19 protein-coding genes and 1 pseudogene are annotated in these 21,314 nt (G+C 39.3%); 4 read left to right on the top strand and 16 right to left on the bottom strand.

What is annotated here, in order from left to right:
* Positions 1 to 26: 26 nt before the first annotated feature.
* The 4 genes from HMPREF2984_RS03290 (at position 27) to xerS (ending at position 4,051) form a co-directional block, all read left to right on the top strand.
* A complete protein-coding gene (locus tag HMPREF2984_RS03290; protein ID WP_003029701.1) occupies positions 27 to 725 on the top strand; it encodes a GntR family transcriptional regulator in 699 nt (232 codons plus the stop codon).
* Between the two features lie 115 nt (positions 726 to 840).
* The gene (locus HMPREF2984_RS03285) at positions 841 to 1,173 is read left to right on the top strand and encodes a putative DNA-binding protein (protein WP_003024506.1); all 333 of its coding nucleotides are present in this window, start codon (positions 841 to 843) and stop codon (positions 1,171 to 1,173) included.
* 71 nt (positions 1,174 to 1,244) lie between these two features.
* Positions 1,245 to 2,795: a signal recognition particle protein gene (ffh, locus tag HMPREF2984_RS03280; RefSeq protein WP_070670467.1), complete on the top strand. Its 1,551-nt coding sequence runs from the start codon at positions 1,245 to 1,247 to the stop codon at positions 2,793 to 2,795.
* Between the two features lie 185 nt (positions 2,796 to 2,980).
* The gene (gene xerS / locus HMPREF2984_RS03275; RefSeq protein ID WP_022525126.1) at positions 2,981 to 4,051 is read left to right on the top strand and encodes a tyrosine recombinase XerS; all 1,071 of its coding nucleotides are present in this window, start codon (positions 2,981 to 2,983) and stop codon (positions 4,049 to 4,051) included.
* 95 nt (positions 4,052 to 4,146) lie between these two features.
* Here xerS and HMPREF2984_RS03270 read toward each other — a convergent pair whose 3' ends face one another.
* The 16 genes and pseudogenes from HMPREF2984_RS03270 to ylqF form a co-directional block, all read right to left on the bottom strand.
* Positions 4,147 to 5,136, bottom strand: coding sequence for a lipoate--protein ligase (locus tag HMPREF2984_RS03270; RefSeq protein ID WP_003029695.1), 990 nt, complete (start codon positions 5,134 to 5,136; stop codon positions 4,147 to 4,149).
* 8 nt (positions 5,137 to 5,144) lie between these two features.
* Complete coding sequence (gene lpdA / locus HMPREF2984_RS03265) at positions 5,145 to 6,848, bottom strand: dihydrolipoyl dehydrogenase (protein ID WP_049534046.1); 1,704 nt, start codon at positions 6,846 to 6,848, stop codon at positions 5,145 to 5,147.
* A 31-nt stretch (positions 6,849 to 6,879) separates the two neighbouring features.
* Positions 6,880 to 7,923 carry a dihydrolipoamide acetyltransferase gene (locus HMPREF2984_RS03260; protein ID WP_049534048.1) on the bottom strand — a complete coding sequence of 348 codons (1,044 nt, stop codon included), beginning with the start codon at positions 7,921 to 7,923 and terminating at the stop codon, positions 6,880 to 6,882.
* A 107-nt stretch (positions 7,924 to 8,030) separates the two neighbouring features.
* Complete coding sequence (locus HMPREF2984_RS03255) at positions 8,031 to 9,023, bottom strand: alpha-ketoacid dehydrogenase subunit beta (RefSeq protein WP_003029690.1); 993 nt, start codon at positions 9,021 to 9,023, stop codon at positions 8,031 to 8,033.
* 19 nt (positions 9,024 to 9,042) lie between these two features.
* A complete protein-coding gene (locus tag HMPREF2984_RS03250; RefSeq protein WP_049534051.1) occupies positions 9,043 to 10,011 on the bottom strand; it encodes a thiamine pyrophosphate-dependent dehydrogenase E1 component subunit alpha in 969 nt (322 codons plus the stop codon).
* Between the two features lie 161 nt (positions 10,012 to 10,172).
* Positions 10,173 to 11,333, bottom strand: a complete 1,161-nt coding sequence (locus HMPREF2984_RS03245; protein WP_003029688.1) for an ATP-grasp domain-containing protein — start codon at positions 11,331 to 11,333, stop codon at positions 10,173 to 10,175.
* A gap of 19 nt (positions 11,334 to 11,352) precedes the next feature.
* Positions 11,353 to 12,093, bottom strand: a complete 741-nt coding sequence (locus tag HMPREF2984_RS03240) for an esterase family protein (protein WP_003029686.1) — start codon at positions 12,091 to 12,093, stop codon at positions 11,353 to 11,355.
* 34 nt (positions 12,094 to 12,127) lie between these two features.
* Positions 12,128 to 12,952, bottom strand: coding sequence for an alpha/beta hydrolase (locus HMPREF2984_RS03235; protein ID WP_070670464.1), 825 nt, complete (start codon positions 12,950 to 12,952; stop codon positions 12,128 to 12,130).
* A gap of 132 nt (positions 12,953 to 13,084) precedes the next feature.
* Positions 13,085 to 14,419, bottom strand: coding sequence for a methylenetetrahydrofolate--tRNA-(uracil(54)-C(5))-methyltransferase (FADH(2)-oxidizing) TrmFO (gene trmFO / locus HMPREF2984_RS03230; protein ID WP_070670461.1), 1,335 nt, complete (start codon positions 14,417 to 14,419; stop codon positions 13,085 to 13,087).
* A 174-nt stretch (positions 14,420 to 14,593) separates the two neighbouring features.
* Positions 14,594 to 15,091 carry a phosphoribosylanthranilate isomerase gene (locus HMPREF2984_RS03225; protein WP_070670458.1) on the bottom strand — a complete coding sequence of 166 codons (498 nt, stop codon included), beginning with the start codon at positions 15,089 to 15,091 and terminating at the stop codon, positions 14,594 to 14,596.
* A gap of 63 nt (positions 15,092 to 15,154) precedes the next feature.
* The gene (topA, locus tag HMPREF2984_RS03220; protein WP_106083555.1) at positions 15,155 to 17,248 is read right to left on the bottom strand and encodes a type I DNA topoisomerase; all 2,094 of its coding nucleotides are present in this window, start codon (positions 17,246 to 17,248) and stop codon (positions 15,155 to 15,157) included.
* 85 nt (positions 17,249 to 17,333) lie between these two features.
* Positions 17,334 to 18,176 (bottom strand): DNA-processing protein DprA, encoded by an 843-nt coding sequence (gene dprA, locus HMPREF2984_RS03215; protein WP_003042009.1) that lies wholly within the window; start codon positions 18,174 to 18,176, stop codon positions 17,334 to 17,336.
* A gap of 82 nt (positions 18,177 to 18,258) precedes the next feature.
* Positions 18,259 to 18,816: a sugar O-acetyltransferase gene (locus tag HMPREF2984_RS03210; RefSeq protein ID WP_070670452.1), complete on the bottom strand. Its 558-nt coding sequence runs from the start codon at positions 18,814 to 18,816 to the stop codon at positions 18,259 to 18,261.
* Positions 18,806 to 19,632 (bottom strand): annotated as a pseudogene (locus HMPREF2984_RS03205) (PRD domain-containing protein). Before HMPREF2984_RS03205 ends, HMPREF2984_RS03210 begins: the two are co-directional and overlap by 11 nt.
* A complete protein-coding gene (locus HMPREF2984_RS03200; protein WP_070670448.1) occupies positions 19,629 to 20,411 on the bottom strand; it encodes a ribonuclease HII in 783 nt (260 codons plus the stop codon). Before HMPREF2984_RS03200 ends, HMPREF2984_RS03205 begins: the two are co-directional and overlap by 4 nt.
* Positions 20,398 to 21,249 (bottom strand): ribosome biogenesis GTPase YlqF, encoded by an 852-nt coding sequence (gene ylqF, locus HMPREF2984_RS03195; RefSeq protein ID WP_003029675.1) that lies wholly within the window; start codon positions 21,247 to 21,249, stop codon positions 20,398 to 20,400. Before ylqF ends, HMPREF2984_RS03200 begins: the two co-directional genes overlap by 14 nt.
* Positions 21,250 to 21,314: the final 65 nt, after the last annotated feature.

The following is a 21,314-nucleotide window of genomic DNA, read 5'->3' as shown; positions in this document are numbered from 1 at the left end:
GGAAACCATTCTTGAAAGGGGTTACTATGCTTCCAGCCTATATTAAAATTCACGATCAAATAAAAAAAGAAATTGACGAGGAAATTTGGAAAATCGGGCAACGTCTGCCAAGCGAGCGCGATTTAGCTGAACAATTTGAAGTTAGTCGCATGACACTTCGTCAGGCAATCACTCTTTTAGTAGAAGAAGGAGTGCTGGAACGTCGTATGGGAAGTGGTACATTTGTAGCCAGTACGCGAGTTCAAGAAAAGATGCGCGGCACAACCAGCTTTACAGAAATCATCAAATCCCAAGGCAAGACACCTTCAAGCCAACTGATTTCTTACCGTCGAACACTGCCAAGTAAAGAAGAGGTCGAAAAATTAGGAATTGAAAAGACGGAAAATGTTGTCCGAATGGAGCGGGTACGGTATGCAGATAATATTCCCGTAGTTTATGAAGTCGCTTCCATTCCAGAGAAATTCATCAAAAACTTTAATAAAGAAGAAATTACGAAGCATTTTTTCCAAACCTTGCAAGAGCACGACTATAAAATCGGAAAATCTCAACAGACCATTTATGCTCGTCTTGCCAAAGAAAAGATTGCACATTATCTAGAAATCCCTAGAGGACATGCCATTCTTGGTTTGACACAGATTTCTTATTTTGACAACGGTACCGCTTTTGAATATGTTAAAAGTCAATATGTGGGAGAACGGTTTGAATTTTATTTGGAAAACAATTGATTTGTTTTACATAATTTTATATACGTAAATACCCTTGCTGATTTAAGAGTGTTTTTTAGTGAGTAAAACTCTTCGCTAGTAGAGTTTATCTGTATTTTTTGATATAATATTTTTTATGGAAATTGAAAAAACCAATCGAATGAATGCTCTTTTTGAGTTTTATGCAGCACTTTTAACAGATAAGCAAATGAATTATATTGAGCTTTATTATGCAGATGATTATAGTCTAGCTGAGATTGCTGAAGAATTTCAAGTTAGTCGTCAGGCTGTTTATGACAATATCAAACGAACAGAAAAGATTCTCGAAGACTACGAAATGAAACTGCACATGTATTCAGATTATATCGTCAGAAGTCAGATTTTTGATCAAATAATGGAAAAGTATGCAGATGACACCTATTTACAAGAGCAAATTTCGATTTTATCCAGTATTGACAATCGAGAATAGTGAATTGTCGACTCAAAAATACCAAAAATCAATAACCAATACATAGAAATTAACTAGGAGAAATAAAATTTATGGCATTTGAAAGTTTAACTGAACGTTTACAGAACGTTTTTAAAAATCTGCGTCGCAAGGGCAAAATTTCAGAGAGTGATGTTCAAGAAGCGACCAAAGAGATTCGTTTGGCACTCTTGGAAGCCGATGTAGCTTTGCCAGTTGTTAAAGACTTTATCAAGAAAGTTCGTGAGCGCGCTGTCGGACACGAAGTCATTGATACACTAAATCCTGCTCAACAAATCATCAAGATTGTTGATGAAGAATTGACCGCTGTATTAGGCTCTGATACGGCAGAAATTATCAAATCTCCAAAAATCCCGACTATTATCATGATGGTCGGTCTTCAAGGTGCTGGTAAGACTACGTTTGCCGGAAAGTTGGCTAATAAACTCAAGAAGGAAGAAGGCGCTCGTCCTTTAATGATAGCTGCTGATATTTATCGTCCGGCGGCCATTGACCAGCTTACAACTCTCGGTCAGCAAATCGATGTACCAGTCTTTTCACTAGGCACAGAAGTACCAGCAGTAGAGATTGTTCGTCAAGGTCTGGAGCAAGCCAAGGCTAATCACAATGACTATGTGCTGATTGATACAGCTGGTCGCCTGCAAATCGATGAAAAGCTCATGAATGAGCTGCGCGATGTCAAAGCACTGGCTCAACCAAATGAAATCCTCTTGGTTGTAGATGCTATGATTGGTCAAGAAGCCGCCAATGTAGCTCGCGAATTCAACGCTCAGTTGGAAGTGACTGGGGTTATTCTGACTAAGATTGATGGCGATACACGTGGCGGTGCAGCTTTATCTGTCCGTCAAATTACTGGTAAACCAATCAAGTTCACTGGTACTGGTGAAAAGATTACCGATATTGAAACTTTCCACCCAGATCGGATGTCTAGCCGTATTTTGGGCATGGGAGATATGTTGACCTTGATTGAAAAAGCTTCTCAGGAGTATGATGAGCAAAAATCGCTTGAGATGGCTGAAAAAATGCGAGAAAACACCTTTGATTTCAACGATTTCATTGACCAGCTGGATCAAGTACAAAATATGGGACCAATGGAAGATTTGTTAAAGATGATTCCTGGCATGGCTAACAATCCTGCTATGAAGAATTTTAAGGTAGATGAAAACGAAATCGCCCGCAAACGTGCCATTGTTTCATCTATGACACCTATCGAACGGGAAAATCCCGACCTCCTTAATCCAAGTCGTCGCCGTCGGATTGCTGCAGGATCTGGTAATAGCTTTGTCGAAGTCAACAAATTTATCAAAGACTTTAACCAAGCGAAACAAGTCATGCAAGGTGTCATGTCTGGTGATATGAATAAAATGATGAAGCAAATGGGACTCAATCCTAACAATTTACCAAAAAATATGCCAAATATGAACGGTATGGATATGTCAGCCCTTCAAAATATGGACATGTCTGCTCTAGGAGGTGCTGGAAATCCTGACATGAGCCAGATGTTTGGTGGCGGACTTAAAGGAAAAATTGGTGAATTTGCAACCAAACAAGCCATGAAACGCATGGCAAATAAAATGAAAAAGGCCAAGAAAAAGCGGAAATAAACAAACGCAAAAAACAAGTCGCTTAATTTAAAGGAACGGCTTGTTTTTTTGTATAATTGCAATCATTGAATAGGAGATATTGTATAAAACTTTCTCTAACATCTTTCCGAAAAACTATAATTTTCTTGAAAAAAATACAGGAGTGTGCTATACTTCTATTATAGAAAATGATGGAGAATATCTTAATGAAACGTGAAATACTGTTAGAAAGAATTGAAAAACTAAAAGCTATCATGCCTTGGTACATTTTGGAATACTATCAGTCTAAATTGACTGTTCCATACAGTTTTACAACCTTATATGAATACCTCAAAGAATATAATCGTTTTTTTCATTGGATTTTAGACTCTGGAATTGCTGATGGGTCACAGATTGCAGAAATTCCTCTGTTAGTATTGGAAAATATGACTAAAAAAGACATGGAAGCGTTTATTCTTTACTTACGGGAGCGTCCATTGCTTAACGCTAATACCACGCAAAACGGAGTATCTCAAACCACTATTAATCGCACTCTTTCTGCTCTCTCTAGCCTTTATAAATATTTAACTGAAGAGGTGGAAAATGAGAATGGGGAACCTTATTTCTATCGTAATGTCATGAAAAAAGTGTCTACTAAGAAAAAGAGAGAGACTTTAGCTGCGCGCGCTGAAAACATCAAACAAAAACTCTTTTTGGGCGAAGAAACTGAACAATTTTTGAATTATATTGATGATGAATACCCTAAAAATTTATCAAATCGGGCTCTCTCCTCTTTTGACAAAAATAAAGAGCGAGATTTGGCAATCATAGCACTGCTTCTTGCATCTGGTGTTCGTCTATCCGAGGCAGTAAATCTTGATTTGAAAGACCTAAATCTCAAAATGATGGTCATTGAAGTTACTCGTAAGGGCGGGAAAAGAGATTCTGTCAATGTTGCAGCTTTTGCCAAAGCTTATTTGGAAAGGTACCTGGAGGTTCGCTCTAAACGTTATAAAGCTGAAAAATCAGACACTGCCCTATTTTTGACAGAATATAGAGGTGCTCCTAACCGGATTGATGCTTCTAGTGTAGAAAAGATGGTTGCTAAGTATTCTGAAGATTTCAAAGTTCGAGTGACACCTCACAAACTCCGCCATACGCTGGCTACTCGACTTTATGATGCTACTAAATCTCAAGTTTTGGTCAGTCATCAGCTAGGACATGCCAGTACTCAAGTTACAGACCTCTACACCCATATTGTTAATGACGAACAAAAAAATGCATTGGATAATTTATGATTTTTACATATTTAAACTTATGTAAAATATTCTCCTTGAAAATAAACCAAAAACAACTGACTCTAATTAATAATGTAAGAGAGTCAGTTGTTTTTTTATCCCACAATCGCTTCTGCAATTTCTTCTTGGCTAATTCCAGCGAAATAGCGAGCAATATCCAGGTTTTCAAGAGCTTTTAAAACGTCCTCGCGCTCATACTTGACGCCTTTCAAAGCTTTTTCTACTGCTACTACGTCCTCGATACCAAAGAAGTCGCCGTAAATTTTAATATTTTCAATCTTCGACTCAACAACATTGGCAAAGATTTCGACCTTACCACTAGTAAACTTGGTACCACGATGAACATTGTACTCTGGCGATTTGCCATAATTCCAATCCCAAGTAGCAAATTTAGTTTCCTTGATATGGTTGATTTCATCTAGTTCATCATCGGAGAAGACATATTCTGTCATTTCTGGATATTCTTTCTTCATATAGTCTAGCAGGAGATCACGAAATTGCTCGACGGTAATCTTTTCAGGCAATTCATCAACGATATTGGTTACACGAGCGCGAACAGATTTGACTCCTTTGGACTCAAACTTATCTTTGGAAACTTTTAAGGCATTCACCAAGACAGATAACTCTACGTCAAACAGCAAGCAACCGTGATGCATGATTCGACCATTGATATAAGCCTGAGCATTGCCACAGAATTTTTTTCCGTCAATTTCCAAATCGTTGCGCCCTGTAAATTCTGCTTTTACACCTAATTCTTCCAAAGTCTTGATGACCGGAATAGAGAAGCTCTTAAAATCAAAGGCTTTGTTCTCAGTTTCTTTGGAAATGATGGTGTAGTTGAGATTGTTATAGTCATGATAGACAGCTCCGCCTCCACTGATACGACGAACAACCTCAATGCCATGCTCTCGGACATAGTCACGATTGATTTCTTCAATGGTATTCTGATGACGTCCGACAATGATAGAGGGTTTATTAATCCAAAGCAAGAAAATCATATCTTCATCAAGGAGATGCTTGAAGGCATACTCCTCAAGAGCAATGTTGAAAGCTGTATCGTAACTATTATTGATAATGTATTTCATAGTGCCTCTTATCTTTTCTTAGGAGCATGAATTGCCATGCCGAGTACGTCTGCAAATGCTTCGTACATAACTTCTGAAAATGTCGGATGACCGTGAATGGTTTTGAGCATTTCTTCTACCGTGATTTCCATTTCAATGATAGTAGAAGCTTCATTGATTAACTCAGCTGCTGCAGGGCCGATAATGTGAACACCGAGAACTTCTCCGTATTTCTTATCAGCAATCACTTTGACAAATCCTTGAGCAGCATCAGATGCAATTGCTCGTCCGTTTGCTGCGAAGTTGAATTTGCCGATAGCTATATCGTATTTTTCGCGAGCTTGTTCTTCAGTCAGACCGACTGCCGCAACTTCTGGCAAAGTGTAAATAGCTGCTGGAGTTAGATTTAATTTAGCAACTACGTGATTGCCTTTGAGAGCATTCTCTGCAGCTACTTCCCCCATACGAAAAGCTGCATGCGCCAACATCTTGGTACCGTTAATGTCTCCGGGCGCGTAAATTCCTGAAACAGAAGTTTCCATATATTCATTGACCTTGATACGACCGCGGTCTAGTTCAAAGTCAACCTCGCCAATGCCTTCCAAATCAGGCACGCGTCCGATAGAAAGCAAAGCTTTATCAGCTATGATATCTTCCTTTCCTGCAACTTTGATGCAGAGCTTGCCATTTTCTTCGACAATTTCTTCCAGCTTGGTCTCTGTCAAAATGGTCATGCCCTTGCGCTCCAAGATCAAGCGAAGGTTCTTAGATACTTCCGTATCCATAGCTGGAACAATCCGATTCATCATCTCAATGACCGTTACTTTGGAGCCAAAGGTCATGAAAGCCTGTCCTAGCTCAATACCAACAACGCCACCACCAATGATTACTAAACTTTCTGGAACTTCCTTCATATCCAGGATATCATCGCTAGTCATAACAAGTGGTGATTCCATACCTGGAACGTTAATCTTGCTGACTTTTGATCCACCAGCTAAGATAATCTTCTTGGTCTCAAGAAGTTCAGCACCATTCACCAAGACATTCTTATCTTTGGTAATGGTACCAATTCCTTTGTGAACATCAACACCGTAGCTGCGAAGCAGACCTGCAACGCCTCCGACAAGTGTATTGACAACCTTGTTTTTGGTTTCCAGGACTTTATCCATATTGACGGTAAAGTTTGGATTTTCAATGATAATACCGCGGTTTGCCGCATGGCTTAGGCTTTCAATAATTTCTGCATTGTGAAGATAGGTCTTAGTCGGGATACAGCCACGGTTGAGGCAGGTTCCACCTAGTTCAGATTTTTCAACAAGAGCAATCTTGCCTCCTAATTGAGCTGCTTTAATCGCTGCTACATAGCCAGCTGGTCCGCCACCAATAACCACAATATCATAAGCGTCATCACTCTTATTATCGTCGTTAGAAGTTATGGCTGCAGTTGGTGTTGAACTAGCATCTGAAGCAGCCACAGCAGTCGGAATATTTTCTCCTTCTTCGCCCAGATAACCGATAACTTCCGTTACAGGAACAGTCTCACCGTCCCCTTTTAAGATAGCAATCAGATAGCCGTCTTCTTCTGCTTCTAATTCCATACTGACTTTATCTGTCATGATTTCCAGAAGGATTTCTCCTTCTTTTACAAATTCGCCAACTTTTTTATTCCATTGAACAATCTGTCCTTCTGTCATATCAACGCCGGCTTTTGGCATAATTACTTCTAAGGCCATATTTTTATTTTCCTCTCATTTAAACTTTCTCTTATACCAACATTGAAATCGGGTCTTCAATTAGTGTTTTCAGGTCTTTCATGAATTTAGCACCTGCCATGCCGTCCACGACTCGGTGGTCAATGGTTAATCCAAGACTCATGATTGGTCGAATCACAATTTCTCCGTTTACTACGACTGGTTTTTCAATGGTTGAGCTAACTCCCAAAATCGCAGAATTGGGCTGATTGATAATTGGTCCGAAAGATTGAACACCAAACATTCCTAGATTGCTAATCGTAAAAGTTGAGTTTTGCAATTCGCTTGGCGCTAATTTCCCGTCTAAAGTTCGACCAATCACATCCTTGAAGGCAACGACTAACTCAGACAGACTCATTTTTTCGGCATTGTAAACCACCGGTGTCATAAGCCCGTTGTCCATACCAACAGCCATAGCCAGATTGACATAATTGTGCATGATAATGGTTTGCCCATCTTCTGTCAGAGACGAATTGAGATAAGGGTGCTTCATCAAAGTTTTGACAACAGCCATAGAAAGTAAATCCGTGACCGTGATTTTCTTTCCTGTCGCTTCCATGATTGGCTCTAAAACCTTTTTGCGTAGTGCCAACAATTCTGTCATATCTACATCATAGTTGAGAGTAAAAGTTGGCGCTGTCAGATAAGAATCCACCATTCGTTTTGCAATGACCTTCCGCATTGGCGTCATTGGAAGGCGTTCAATTTCTCCATAAGGAGTGATGTTGTCAGGTATTTCTTCCGCTTTCTCAATCTGAGCAGGTGACTTGATGCTGTCTGAGTCAACATTTTCAGGAAGCAAAGTCAGAACGTCCTTCTTCATAATCTTGCCGCGAACACCTGTCCCTTGGATTTCCTGCCAAGCGATATTATTTTCTTCTGCAATACGTTTTGCAAGGGGCGTAATTTTCACAATATTGAATTCTCGATAACTTTCGATATCTTCTTTATGAACTCGTCCCTTTGCGCCAGTACCAGATACGTCATAGAGATTGATACCCAAGTCATCTGCTAATTTTCTAGCAGCAGGGGTCGCTCTTAACTTATCATCAGTCATAGCTTCTCCTATTTCTTTTTTTATTGATTGTTCTTTAATCTTGAGCTATTTTTGTTTTTGCATAATTTTAGTTATGTGAAATATTGTAATCAATATCAATTTCAGTTTTATTCTTTATTGTAAGTCTTACGAATAGCATCTTTGATACTTTCAACTGTCGGAATCATGGCGTTTTCAAGATTCTGGGCGTAAGGCATGGGGACATCTTCACCAGCACAGCGGCGAATTGGTGCATCCAAATAGTCAAATGCCTCTGATTCGGAAATGATAGCAGAAATTTCACCGATATAACCACTAGTTTTGTGGGCATCATTAACCAGAACGACTTTTCCTGTTTTCTTGACTGAGTTGATAATGATATCCTTGTCCAGAGGCACCAAAGTACGTGGATCCACCACTTCTACCGAAATGCCTTCTTCTGTCAATTCTTCAGCTGCTTGCATAACCCTGCGGAGCATTTTTCCATAGGTCACAACTGTCACATCCGTCCCCTCTTTTTTGATGTCACCAACACCGAGAGGGATTGTATAATCAGGATCAAGCGGAACTTCGCCTTTTTGGTTGAATTCTGACTTGTACTCAAGAATAATAACAGGATTGTTGTCGCGGATTGAGGATTTCAACAAGCCTTTCATATCTGCAGGAGTTCCAGGTGCAACAACCTTTAAACCCGGAATGTGTGTGAACCAAGATTCCAAAGATTGTGAGTGTTGAGCAGCTGATCCGACACCATTTCCAGCTGCGCAGCGAATTGTCATCGGAACTTGACCTTTGCCACCAAACATATAACGAGTCTTAGCGGCTTGGTTGACAATTGCATCCATGGCAATGACAGAAAAATCCATAAAAGTCATATCTACAATTGGGCGTAGCCCAGTCATGGCCGCTCCTGCTGCGGCTCCTGAAATAGCTGCTTCAGAAATTGGACAATCACGTACTCGTTCTGGACCGAATTCTTCTAACATTCCGACGGATGTTCCGAAATCTCCTCCGAAAATACCGACATCTTCTCCCATTAACAACACATTTTCATCAAGACGCATTTCCTCAGACATGGCAAGGATAATGGTGTCACGGAAGGACATTGTTTTTGTTTCCATTATTGTTCAATCTCCTCTCTTAGTCCGCGTAAATATCTTCAAAAGCTGATTCAAGCGGTGGAAATGGACTTTCCTCTGCAAATTTTACAGATGCTTCCACTGCTTCTTTAACCTCTGCTTGGATAGCTTCTAACTCTTCATCGCTTGCAATCTGATTTGCTAGCAAGTATTTACGAAGATTTTCAATTGGGTCTTTTTTCTTCCATTCTTCTACCTCTTCGCGCGTCCGATATTTACCTGGGTCAGAAGATGAATGTCCCAACCAACGATAGGTTACGCTCTCAATCAAGACAGGTCCTTTACCACTGCGAACATATTTAATAGCTTTTTGAAAGCCCTCATAGACCTCAATAACGTTGTTCCCGTCTGGGATAAACATGCCAGGAATACCATAAGCGGCACTCCGCTCGTGAATGTGCTCTATATTGGTCATTTTCTTAATATCCGCAGAAATACCATAGCCATTATTGATACAATAAAAAATCACTGGTAACTTCCAAATAGAAGCCATATTAACCGCTTCATGAAAAACACCTTCGTTCGTTGCTCCGTCACCAAAGAAACAGACAACAATCTTTCCCGTATGATGCATTTGCTGAGTAAGGGCGGCACCTACCGCAATCCCCATGCCTCCGCCAACGATACCATTTGCTCCTAAGTTTCCAGCATCCAAATCAGCAATGTGCATGGAGCCACCTTTTCCTTTGCAGGTGCCGTTGTATTTGCCCATGATTTCTGCCATCATGCCGTTCAGGTCAATTCCTTTGGCAATCGCCTGACCATGACCACGGTGGTTAGAAGTAATCAAATCATCAGGATTGAGGGCCAGCATAGCTCCAACGCTAGCTGCTTCTTCTCCGACAGAAAAGTGAGTCATGCCTGGCACTTTCCCCTTTTTTACGAGTTGAGCAATTTTTAAGTCCATCCGACGGATCTCTTCCATCTTACGAAACATCTCTAGTAAAAGATTTTTATCTAAAGTTGACATAGTCAAGCCTTTCTATGAGTGTAATTCTATAATTTCATTCTATACAAACTAAAAAATACTGTCAAAATTTATGCTTGAACAATTTCACAAAGAAAAATCAGCTAACCTTGCTGGCAAGCTGATTTGAATTGACTAAATAAAAATTTCACAAATGGGTATTTCTACTTTTTCCCAAAATCCTCTATCATTTGATCGATTTCCGAACGACTTGATGTTGTCAAAATATAATGAACATCTCCTTGTAAGTCTGCAAATGCCTTTGGCATGATTTTGACTGCTTTTAATTTATCGCCGTACTTTGTACGCAATTCTTCTTCTGAATACACATAATTTGATGTTGAACGGCGTGAAGTAACCAAGCCATATTGTGCTTCGACTTGAGGTTGTGGGAAGGGGTCCCCATTCACAATATCTGCATATCCACGATAAAGGTCAATGGAGTGAGCAAAGTTATACAAATCAATCGTAAAAGCACCTGCTGGACGATTATTGTATTCTATGGCAATATAATCATCTCCGTCACGGAATAATTCAATATGGAAGAAACGTTCTTTCATGCCAAACGCTTTAATAATAGCTTCCCCATATTGACGTAATTTTGGATCCATATCTTTTATAATATAATATGAGTTTTCATAATGATTCAAAACTAAGTCTAAAGGGGTATAAGCATAGTCAAAAGTCGTTGAAAATACAATATTTCCGTTTGAATCGAGTAATCCGTCAAACGTGCAAATTTGTCCAGAATCAACGAATTTTTCAAAGAAATAAACGGTTTGCTTATCCCACTCTTGTTTAAATTGTTCAACATCTTCAGTGGTTTCCAATTTATAAGTTCCGGCTGCGCCAACTCCATTATCTGGCTTCGCAATCAATGGAAGTCCAATTTTACTGACAGCCATGTCAACTGCCTGCAAGGTTTTTACAATTTGACCAGGAACGACAGGAACACCAGCTTTTTTAAAGAGCTTCTTCATTTCGGACTTAAATTTTGTCTTTTTCAAGTCTTTTGGTTTTGGTCCTACAACATTAAATTGTTCACGCAATTTTGCGTCTTGATCCAACCAATATTCATTGTGTGACTCAATGCGGTCAATTGGTCCGTGCTTGTAAAAAAGGAAAGCTACAGCACGTTTAACTTCATCGAGATTTTCTAGATTTTCCACACGAAAATATTCTGTTAAAGCATTTTTCAAAGGTTGATCTAATTGATCATAAGGCTCTTGCCCAATCCCTAAAACAGTAATTCCTTTGTTAGCAAGTTCAACGGTAAATTGTTGAAAATTTTGTGGATAATAAGGTGAAATAACGATATAATTCATAATATTGTTTCCTTTCTAATCATAGATTTAATTGACTTAGAAAATACGGCATTTGCTTGCGCCACCAAATCCAGTCATGCGAAACATCATATCCCCATTCAGCAAACCATGCAGGAATGTTCTTATGCTCGAAGGCTTCTTTTAAGGTGTAGAAAGAAGGTAGTCCATCCTGCTCCCATGCACCAAGTCCTGTACAGACAATGATATCAGCATTGCGATAGTGGTCAATAAACCAGCCATCGTTTTGATTCCAAATATAATCTGCTGGTGAATTTTGATAAATTGCTTCATCATCCAAACAATCACCAACAAAGAAGCGAGCATCGTAAACCCCGCTCAGTGCAATGACTTTATTGAAGACATCGGGGTGCTGGAGAAAGAAATTAACAGCGTGATAGGCTCCCATAGAGCAACCTGTTGTCATCATCGGATCAAACCAACCTGTTTTATGCTTGATAAAAGGAATAGCTTCCTCAATGACATAGTGCTCATAAGCTCGGTGCATTTCTGCGCGGTCGTGAGGAGCTTTCCAATCAGCCAACCAGCTTTCACTATCTACACTACTCAAAGTAAAAAATTGAATTTTTCCTGTTTCGATAAACCATGAACAAGCCTCAATCATACCAAAATCTGCATATTCATTGTGACTGCCACCAGACGAAGCAAAAACGACTACAGGCATTCCAGCGTGCCCATAACGATTCACATACATTTCACGGTTTAAATGACCGCTCCAATGACTTAAAAACTCAACATGCATATAAATTCTCTCCTCATATTCTTAATTAATTTATTTACCATTTTTCGCTAAAGAAGCGAAGGCAATCAGGTAAATGCTCAGCCCAAGCCATTTCATTGTGTTCTGCCCCAGCTTGGATATGAAACAACAGATTTTCCAAATCCAAACCGCCCGCTATTAACTGACGGAAGTAGGTTACTGACGAATCAATATAAGCTTGCTTGATATTACCAGCCATCAAGGTTTTATCCGTATCATCGGCTTCTTCCGTTCCGACATAAATATAAATCCGCTGATCTGCTAATAAGTTATGGCGTTCTATATAACGATTGAACGCTTCCTGATGCAGCCAGTTTGCAGATGAGAAAACACCCAAGCAGCCAATTTGCTCTTGGTATTCAATTCCCATAAACTGCGTAATGTTTCCGCCTAAAGAAGAACCAACCATAGCCGTGTGCGCTCGGTCTGATTTGGTACGATAATGCTCGTCAACAAAGGGTTTAACAACTTCCATGACAAACTCCGCATACTCTGTCCCCTTGCCGCCAAATTGCATACCTGGAATAGTTGATTCTTGATATTTCCATGCAGAATACTCATTCATTCGATTAAAACCGTCATTGTCAATCGCCACCACAATCATTTTTTCAATGTCGGGATTTCTCTTAATCGTTGGAATGATTTTCCAAGAATGACCACTAAAAGACTCTTTGCTATAAAGGACATTTTGACCGTCATGAAAATAAACTACAGGATAGGATTTCTGAGTATCTTGCTCATAATTTCTAGGGAGTAGCACTCGAACACGGCGCTTTTGTTTGCTATAAGGCACTTCTAATGCATGTTCTCTTACTTCAAGGTAAAAATAGGATTGATTCATTATCAGAAAACTTTCTATTTTCAAAATTTTTATCTATTATATCATAAAATATGCAAAAAAGTTAGGGAATTCCTAACTTTTTTAATACTTTTATAACAAATTATCATTATTTCTATCCTTTCCAAAAGAAAACTAGAGATTTTGATAATTTTCGATAGCTTGTAGCGCTCGTTTTGCTATTTTTTCATATCGTTCTTTTTTGTCTCTAATGCGTGGACCGTCCAACTCCTTGATAATTCCAAAATTGACATTCATTGGCTGGAAATGCTTGCTATCAGCATGCGTGATATAATGAGGTAAGCTTCCAATAGCAGTTGTTTCTGGAAAGACCAGGGCTTCTTCTCCATTGAAAAGTCTAGCTGCATTGATACCGGCTACCAGCCCGGACGCGGCAGATTCTACATACCCTTCTACACCGGTCATTTGACCTGCAAAAAAGATATTCTCTTGTTTTTTAGACTGGAACGTCTGCGTCAGGAGATTTGGTGAATCCATGTAAGAATTGCGGTGCATAACTCCATAGCGGACAAATTCTGCATTTTCCAATCCCGGAATCATTCGAAAAACGCGCTTCTGTTCACCCCATTTTAGGTGTGTTTGGAAACCAACAATATTATAAAGGCTTCCAGCTGCATTGTCTTGACGAAGCTGAACGACTGCATAGGGTGTCTTAAATTCACCATCACGAGGTCCTTTATAGTCATCTGGGTATTCCAAACCAACTGGCTTCATAGGACCGTAGAGCATGGTTTTTATTCCTCTTTTTGCCATCACCTCAATCGGCATACAGCCTTCAAAGTATTTTTCTTTTTCAAAGCTATTTAACGGTGCTTCCTCGGCATTTACCAAAGCGTCATGAAAAGCCATAAACTCACTCTTAGTCATAGGAGCATTGAGATAAGCAGCTTCTCCCTTGTCATAGCGAGATTTGAGGTAAACTTTCTCCATGTCAATTGTATTGACATCTACAATCGGTGCTGCTGCATCATAAAAGTAAAATCCAGCTCCACCATTTAGCGCGTGAATCTTTTCAGCGAGTGTATCACTTGTCAAAGGTCCCGTCGCAATAACAGTAATCGTATCATCAGGAATTTTGGTGATTTCCTCACGAATAACTTCGATTAAAGGGTGGTTTGTCACCTCATCAGTCACCATTTGTGAAAAACCGTCACGGTCAACTGCTAATGCTCCTCCAGCAGGAACACGCATAGCTTCTGCTGCTCGCATAATGATGGAATCCAAACGGCGCATTTCTTCTTTTAACAAACCAACTGCATTCGTTAGCGAATCCCCCCGTAGAGAATTCGAGCAGACTAGCTCTGCAAAATCACTAGTCTTATGTTGCGGAGTAGATTTCACTCCTCGCATTTCATACAGCTTAACAGGAATACCGCGTTTAGCAATTTGATAAGCTGCCTCGCTACCTGCAAGACCAGCTCCAATAACATTAATATAAGATTGAGACAATAGACCAATACCTCTTCGGGAGTAAACTCCCACAAATCTTTCTAATTATTCTTTACCATTATAACAGAAAAAGCCCCTACTGACGAGCGAGACTTTCTGCAATGATTATGCTAGTCACTAGATAAAAACAGTTTTATCAACTGATAGTTCTTAATCAAAGAACACTTCTTCTATCTATTGATTTAAAAAATTTTCTAAATAGGCAATTTTAGCAAAATCTTTATCATTATTTTGTTCATTTCGATAAGAATCTTGCGAAGAAGCCTGATAAATCTTGAGATACTGCTCTGCATTTGGCAAAAAATAAATTGCTCCTACCGTTTGATGTTTCTCTAATTCATCTAAAGGAATCCCAGCAAAGTCTTCCAAAGTATTCATCCCACCGAATTCGACTGATAAATCATCCTTTTGAAATTCATGCTCGTGCAGATCTACTAAGTGATAACCCAATCGGTTCATAATCATTTCAATCTTTTCAAAATCATAAATTCGCTCCTCATCAGGAGCCCCCCAACCTCTTGGGTCTCCCGGCACATGAATATCAATATCTCGCGCTTGCCAATCTCGACCAGTTACCTGTTCAAGTCCTAATGAGCCCATAAGAAGAGGAGTGATTTCGATTTTGTTCAACTCTCTTGTAATTTTTAAAAATTCATCAAATTTCTCTTTCATACAGTTCCCTTTGCTATATGTAAAGAAAGTTTACATAAAATAAATTATGCAAACACCTTTAATTTATTTTACTTTTTCTTCTTCATAGTCGCCATTACTGCAGACAACTTGTTTGCCACCACCGCGAACCTTCTTTTCTACAAGATACTGACCACATTTCGGACAAGAGCGACCGACTGGTTTATCCCAAGAAGTAAAGTCACAATCTGGGTAGCGATTACAGCCATAGAAAAGGCGATTGCGTTTGGTTTTGCGTTCAATGATTTGCCCTTTGTGACACTTAGGACACTCTACACCGATTTCTTTGACAATCGCTTGAGTATGACGACAGTCAGGAAAATTGCTACATGCATAGAATTTACCATAGCGGCCCAATTTGATAACCATAGGACTTCCACAGACTTCACAGTCAAATCCAGCAGGTTCATCTTTGATTTGAATTTTTTCCATTTCAGTTTCTGCTTTTGCAACTTCTTTTTCAAACGGCTTATAAAATTCATCAATGACCTTTTGCCATTGCTCTTTTCCTACTTCGACATCATCTAGCTTAGCTTCCATATCAGCGGTAAATTTCACATTGACAATATCTGGGAAAAATTCAACAATCAGAGAGTTCACGATTTCTCCCAGTTCAGTTGGCTCAAAGCGCTTAGAAACTAATTTGACATAGTAGCGTTTTTGAATAGTTTCGATTGTTGGTGCATAAGTTGATGGACGTCCGACACCATTTTCTTCCAATGTCTTAATCAAGGTCGCTTCAGAATAACGAGCAGGTGGTTGTGTGAAATGCTGTTCAGGATTGGTGTTGACCCGTTTCACTGTATCACCCTTTTCCATATCAGGCAACATTTTATTTTTATCAGAATCGTTGTAAATAGCTAGATAACCGTCAAATTTAACTTGACTACCATTTGCAGCAAATTGAACACCGTTTTGCTCCAATTTCACACTCATAGTGTCAAATACTGCTGCAGTCATTTGACTAGCTACAAAACGATTCCAAATCAGCGTGTATAGCTTTAATTGATCTTTATCTAGATATTTCGCGATATTTTCAGGTGTGTTGAACACACTTGACGGACGAATCGCTTCATGGGCGTCTTGTGCGCCAGAAGCATTTCGGACTCTACTGCCGTGTTTAGAATATTTCTCACCAAAACGATCTGTAATGAAGGTTGCAGCTTCGTTTTGAGCTACCGGACTAATACGAGTGGAGTCTGTACGCATATAGGTAATCAAACCTTGCACACCAGATCCGATATTAATTCCTTCATAAAGTTGCTGAGCGACCATCATCGTCTTACGAGTTCGGAAATTAATTTTATTGGCAGCGTCCTGCTGCATAGATGATGTGGTATAAGGTAGCGGAGCATTGCGCTTGCGTTCCTTTTTCTCAACGCTTTCGACAGTAAATTCATCACCTTCGATATGAGAAAGAACGTTTTTTACATCATCGTTGGTAGCAAGCTTCATTTTCTTGCCATTCATGCCGTAAAAGCTTGCTTGAAATTGACGAGGTCCTTTTTTGAAAGTTCCGTCAATCGTCCAATACTCTTCTGGTTTAAAAGCATTGATTTCATTTTCACGGTCAATGATAAGCTTCAAGGCAACAGATTGCACACGTCCAGCTGACAATCCCTTTTTGACTTTTTTCCAGAGAATTGGAGAGATAGAGTACCCCACAATACGGTCAAGGACACGACGCGCTTGTTGAGCATCTACCAAATCCATGTCAATCTGGCGCGGTTCTTTAAAAGCATTTTTAACTGCATCTTTCGTGATTTCGTTGAAAACAACACGGTTTTTATCTGTCTCGTCCAAATTTAGAATATGTGCCAAATGCCAAGAAATGGCTTCTCCTTCACGGTCCGGGTCACTTGCAAGATAGACTTGTTTCGCTTTTTTAGCTTCTTTTTTCAAATCATTGATAAGAGGCCCTTTTCCGCGAATATTGATATATTCTGGCTCATAGTTGTTTTCAAAATCGATGGACATGGTAGACTTTTTCAAATCGCGAATATGTCCAACGCTGGCTAAAACCTTGTAGTTCCGCCCTAAATATTTTTCGATTGTTTTTGCTTTAGCTGGCGACTCTACAATCACCAGATTTTTTTTCATTGCTGTTTTTTTCTTTGTTTTTGTTACCAATGTAAACACCTTCTAAAAGTAATAAACCTCATAGAGTTTAAACTATTTTTTTTAAGATGTCAACTAGTAACATTCTCTTATAGGAGAACTTGTTTTAAAATTGGAATTCAGAAAGTACGTCAGCGCCTGTTGTGACGCACTTTGCACCCTCTTGAATCAAATGATGACAGCCATCACTTCTGCCGTCTAAAATTGACCCTGGAATAGCAAACACATCTCGTCCTTCTTCCATTGCGCGCTCACAAGTAATTAGACTTCCTGAGCGCATTTTGGCTTCAGCTACAATAACGCCTCTACACAAACCTGCAATAATGCGATTCCGCTCTGGAAAATGAAATTTCAATGGCTCTGATTCGGGACCATATTCACTAAGCACAAGGTGATGTTCTCCCAAATAAGATTGAAGTTTTTTATTTGCTCTTGGATAAAAAACATCTAAACCGGTTCCAATAACGGCAATCGTTCGACCGCCATTTTGCAACGCTGCCATGTGAGCTGATGTATCAATTCCGCGCGCTAAGCCGCTTACGATAACTAGCTCATTGTTTAGCTCTTTAACAATTTTTTGAACAGATTGACTGCCTGTTCGGCTACTATTGCGGCTTCCCACAACAGCTACTTTCGGTAATTTTAACAAATCCAAGTTTCCTTTATAGAAAAGTAGAACGGGTGGATTGTAAATTTCGCTCAAATCCCAAGGATACACATCATCCAAGATAGAAAAAGACGGAAATTTTTCAAATTCTTGACATAATAAATCATCATCTAGCTGCAGATATTTTTCAATGAAAAGAGCAGGATTGCGGCATTCCGAAACAACTGCCATATCTTTTACCGATAATTCTTTGTCTTGTATTTCAGCATACGAAAGAACATTGATGACCTGTTGGTTGGTCAAGCCGGCTTTTTTTAATTTATAAATATCAAAATTATCCATTTTATCATTCCTTTTACTTTCATTAATATCTTTCAAAGATACTATTCGTAAAAGAAATGAAAAAACGAGAAATTCTCGTTTTTTACATTTTATCTAATTCTTTAATAATCCGAGCTGGGTTTCCTGCTAAAACAACATTATCACCATAAGATTTGGTAACAACCGAGCCTGCTCCAACGACGACATTGTCTCCCAATGTTACTCCAGGCAAAATCGTTACGCCGCCACCTGCCCAGAAATTATCGCCAATGGTAATTAGTGCACCGTATTCTATACCTGATATGCGTTCTTGTGCATCTAAAGGGTGGAGAGGGGTCAGAAGTTGACAATTTGGCCCAAACAATGCATTTTTTCCAATAGTAATCGGACAAACATCAAGCATGGTCATGTTCCAATTAGAATAAAAATTTTCTCCTAAGTGAATGTTGATACCATAATCGCAGACAAAGTTTGGTTTCATCGAAATGTTCTCACCAGTTGAACCGAACCATTCTTTTACGAGTTTACTTCTTTTTTTACCGTCCTGTTCTGCATTAAATACGTATTGAAATTGACGAGAACGTGTTACCAATTTTCGTAATTCGGAATCTTGCGGATTGTATAATTCTCCCGCAATCATTTTTTCATATTCAGTTTTCATTGACTTTCCTTTTCATTCTTGATAAGTGAATGGTTAGATACATTTGTTCGTCATCAGACGTCTGATAATTGCGCGTTTGCTTAAGATATTGGGTAATCTTTGTTGTCGTTTCATAAGCCGACGGATACTTGATTTTCAGTAAATCAAACATGTCATTGTCGTCTAACTCCTGATGTCCGGTGTCCGTTAAAACACGTTCGCAAAAAATTTCAGATGCGTAATAAAGCGCTGAACATAAATATCCTCGTCATCTAATGAGATCTCTAAGCTGTATTTGACGATTGTCATGATTTCTTCCATTAGCTGTGTCAAATCTTGAGCGGCTACATTGCCATTATCTAATTCAGCATTGACAATGGTCAAAGCCATAAAGCCTGCTTCATCCAAAGGTAAATCTTGTCCTAAATAGTCACCCAACAATTGATTGGCATACTTGCCAACTTCAAATTCGTCAGGGAAAAATCGCTTAATATCCCACATGAGGAAATTTTTCATAAAGAAATGATCTTGGACACGTAAAACCACACCATACAGGTGATCAGCCATCGCTAAAAAGGCACCATCTTGCAATTTTTTATTTATTTTTGCATGTGCGTAAGTGATAATTTTATCAGCCATTTCTATGATGTCAGCAGGTAATTCTAATAATAATTCACGCTTGTTTTCTGACAAGACATACTTTTTCTCAATCAGATTATCCCGAACATCCTCTCCTGCTTTACATCCAAAAGCCAGTCCGCATCCCATCAACACTACTTCTTGGTGATTTTCTTCAGAAATGACCACATTATTATTTAAAACTTTAGAAATAATCATCCCTTGTCCTCGACTTCTTCAAGCATGGATTTAATTGGTTCAAAAGTTTTGCGATGAATAGGAGTGATTCCTTTTCGTTTCAATCCATCTAAATGATGCTGGGTTCCATAACCAACATTGTGTGCAAAGTCATAGCCTGGATAAGTTAGCTCATAATCAGTCATCATGCGATCTCTCGTCACCTTGGCTACGATCGAAGCGGCCGAAATAGACAGTGAATTAGCATCTCCTTTGATGATAGACGTTTGCGAAACTTGAACATCTAACTGCATGGCATCAATCAAGAGATGTTGCGGAGAGATTTCAAGATTTCCCACAGCTTCTAACATGGCTAATTTCGTCGCTTCATAGATATTCACCTTATCAATCACTTGATTATCCTTGACACCAATACCAACTGCAACGGCTTGTTTTAGCACTTCTTGATAGATTTCTTCGTGCTTTTTCTTGGGAATTTTCTTGCTATCGTTGAGACCTTTGATTTTACAGTTTTTAGGTAAAATAACTGCTGCTGCCACAACAGGACCTGCTAAGGGACCACGCCCAACCTCATCAATCCCAGCGATGTATTGGCAACCAGTAGCATAAAGCTCCTTTTCATATCGTAGCATTTGCTCCAAACGACGGTCTTCGTCCAATTCAGCTTGGATTTGTTTTTTACGCTTCATAATGAGCTTGTGGACACCAGCCCGACTATCATCTCGAAATTGCTCAAAAACTGGACTCTCTATGTCTGTTATTTCAGATAAGATTTCTTGAATCTCTTTAATTGTCGCCATGTATCTCACCTAAAGTATCCAAAGTATAACGTCCTAACTTGCCATCGCGAATATCTTTTATGAAAAGACGATAAAAGCGGTCATAGTCATCTCGAAATCCTAATTTTTGTGTCATATCCATAATGATTTCAGGTGCTTCTTCTTCCAAGTTCATTTGCTTGAACCGTTCTTGAAGCTCCTTTGGATAATGTTCTTTGAAATAATTGATTCCAAAAATAGTAACCTCATCCATTGGAAGCAAATCGTCTTTAATCGCTCCTGTTAAAGCGAGTTTCAAAGCAACTTTCTCATCTTCAAACTTAGGCCAGAGAATCCCTGGAGTATCTAAAATTTCCAAGTCCTTATTCGACTTGAGCCACTGCTGCCCTTTGGTAACACCTGGTTTATTTCCAGTCACAGCAATTTTTTTTCCGGCTAAACGATTCATCAGTGTGGATTTTCCGGCATTAGGAATCCCGATAATCATGGTTCGCAATGTTTCAATTTGGATTCCGCGCTCTTTTTGCCGAGCGATTTTCTCTTTCATCAAAGACTGAGCTGCTTCCGTGACTTTTTTTACAGTTGATTGCTCCTTAGAATTGATTGGCAAAGCCTTGACGCCTTGCTTTTCAAAATAATTTCTCCACTCCTTCGTCAAAGTCGGGTCAGCCAAATCTGCTTTATTCAAAATGAGGAGCTTAGGCTTCTCTCCCACGATTTTAGTCAGCATGGGATTTTGACTGGACAATGGTAAACGCGCGTCTACTAAAATTGTCACAAAATCCACAAATTTGATATTTTCTTGTACTTGTCTCCGAGCCTTGGACATGTGTCCCGGAAACCATTGAATAGTAGCCATGAAAACCTCTTTCTTACACTAGTTTAACATCTTCATTATACCAGAATTTTAGCTAATCCGCATTG

This window comes from Streptococcus sp. HMSC066E07 (genome assembly GCF_001814695.1).
GTDB lineage: Bacteria > Bacillota > Bacilli > Lactobacillales > Streptococcaceae > Streptococcus > Streptococcus hominis.
The sequence above is the reverse complement of the archived record's forward strand: the minus strand, read 5'-3'. Positions and strand labels throughout refer to the sequence as shown.

Coding starts and splice junctions, on each gene's coding strand:
- HMPREF2984_RS03240 (WP_003029686.1), bottom strand. CDS start 12,093: ATGCATGTTGAGTTTTTAAGTCATTGGAGCGGTCATTTAAACCGTGAA.
- HMPREF2984_RS03285 (WP_003024506.1), top strand. CDS start 841: ATGGAAATTGAAAAAACCAATCGAATGAATGCTCTTTTTGAGTTTTAT.
- HMPREF2984_RS03210 (WP_070670452.1), bottom strand. CDS start 18,816: ATGAAAACTGAATATGAAAAAATGATTGCGGGAGAATTATACAATCCG.
- HMPREF2984_RS03235 (WP_070670464.1), bottom strand. CDS start 12,952: ATGAATCAATCCTATTTTTACCTTGAAGTAAGAGAACATGCATTAGAA.
- HMPREF2984_RS03270 (WP_003029695.1), bottom strand. CDS start 5,136: ATGAAATACATTATCAATAATAGTTACGATACAGCTTTCAACATTGCT.
- lpdA (WP_049534046.1), bottom strand. CDS start 6,848: ATGGCCTTAGAAGTAATTATGCCAAAAGCCGGCGTTGATATGACAGAA.
- ffh (WP_070670467.1), top strand. CDS start 1,245: ATGGCATTTGAAAGTTTAACTGAACGTTTACAGAACGTTTTTAAAAAT.
- ylqF (WP_003029675.1), bottom strand. CDS start 21,249: ATGGCTACTATTCAATGGTTTCCGGGACACATGTCCAAGGCTCGGAGA.
- HMPREF2984_RS03255 (WP_003029690.1), bottom strand. CDS start 9,023: ATGGAAACAAAAACAATGTCCTTCCGTGACACCATTATCCTTGCCATG.
- HMPREF2984_RS03250 (WP_049534051.1), bottom strand. CDS start 10,011: ATGTCAACTTTAGATAAAAATCTTTTACTAGAGATGTTTCGTAAGATG.
- HMPREF2984_RS03260 (WP_049534048.1), bottom strand. CDS start 7,923: ATGACTGATGATAAGTTAAGAGCGACCCCTGCTGCTAGAAAATTAGCA.
- xerS (WP_022525126.1), top strand. CDS start 2,981: ATGAAACGTGAAATACTGTTAGAAAGAATTGAAAAACTAAAAGCTATC.
- dprA (WP_003042009.1), bottom strand. CDS start 18,176: ATGGATAATTTTGATATTTATAAATTAAAAAAAGCCGGCTTGACCAAC.
- HMPREF2984_RS03245 (WP_003029688.1), bottom strand. CDS start 11,333: ATGAATTATATCGTTATTTCACCTTATTATCCACAAAATTTTCAACAA.
- HMPREF2984_RS03290 (WP_003029701.1), top strand. CDS start 27: ATGCTTCCAGCCTATATTAAAATTCACGATCAAATAAAAAAAGAAATT.
- HMPREF2984_RS03200 (WP_070670448.1), bottom strand. CDS start 20,411: ATGGCGACAATTAAAGAGATTCAAGAAATCTTATCTGAAATAACAGAC.
- HMPREF2984_RS03225 (WP_070670458.1), bottom strand. CDS start 15,091: ATGAAAGAGAAATTTGATGAATTTTTAAAAATTACAAGAGAGTTGAAC.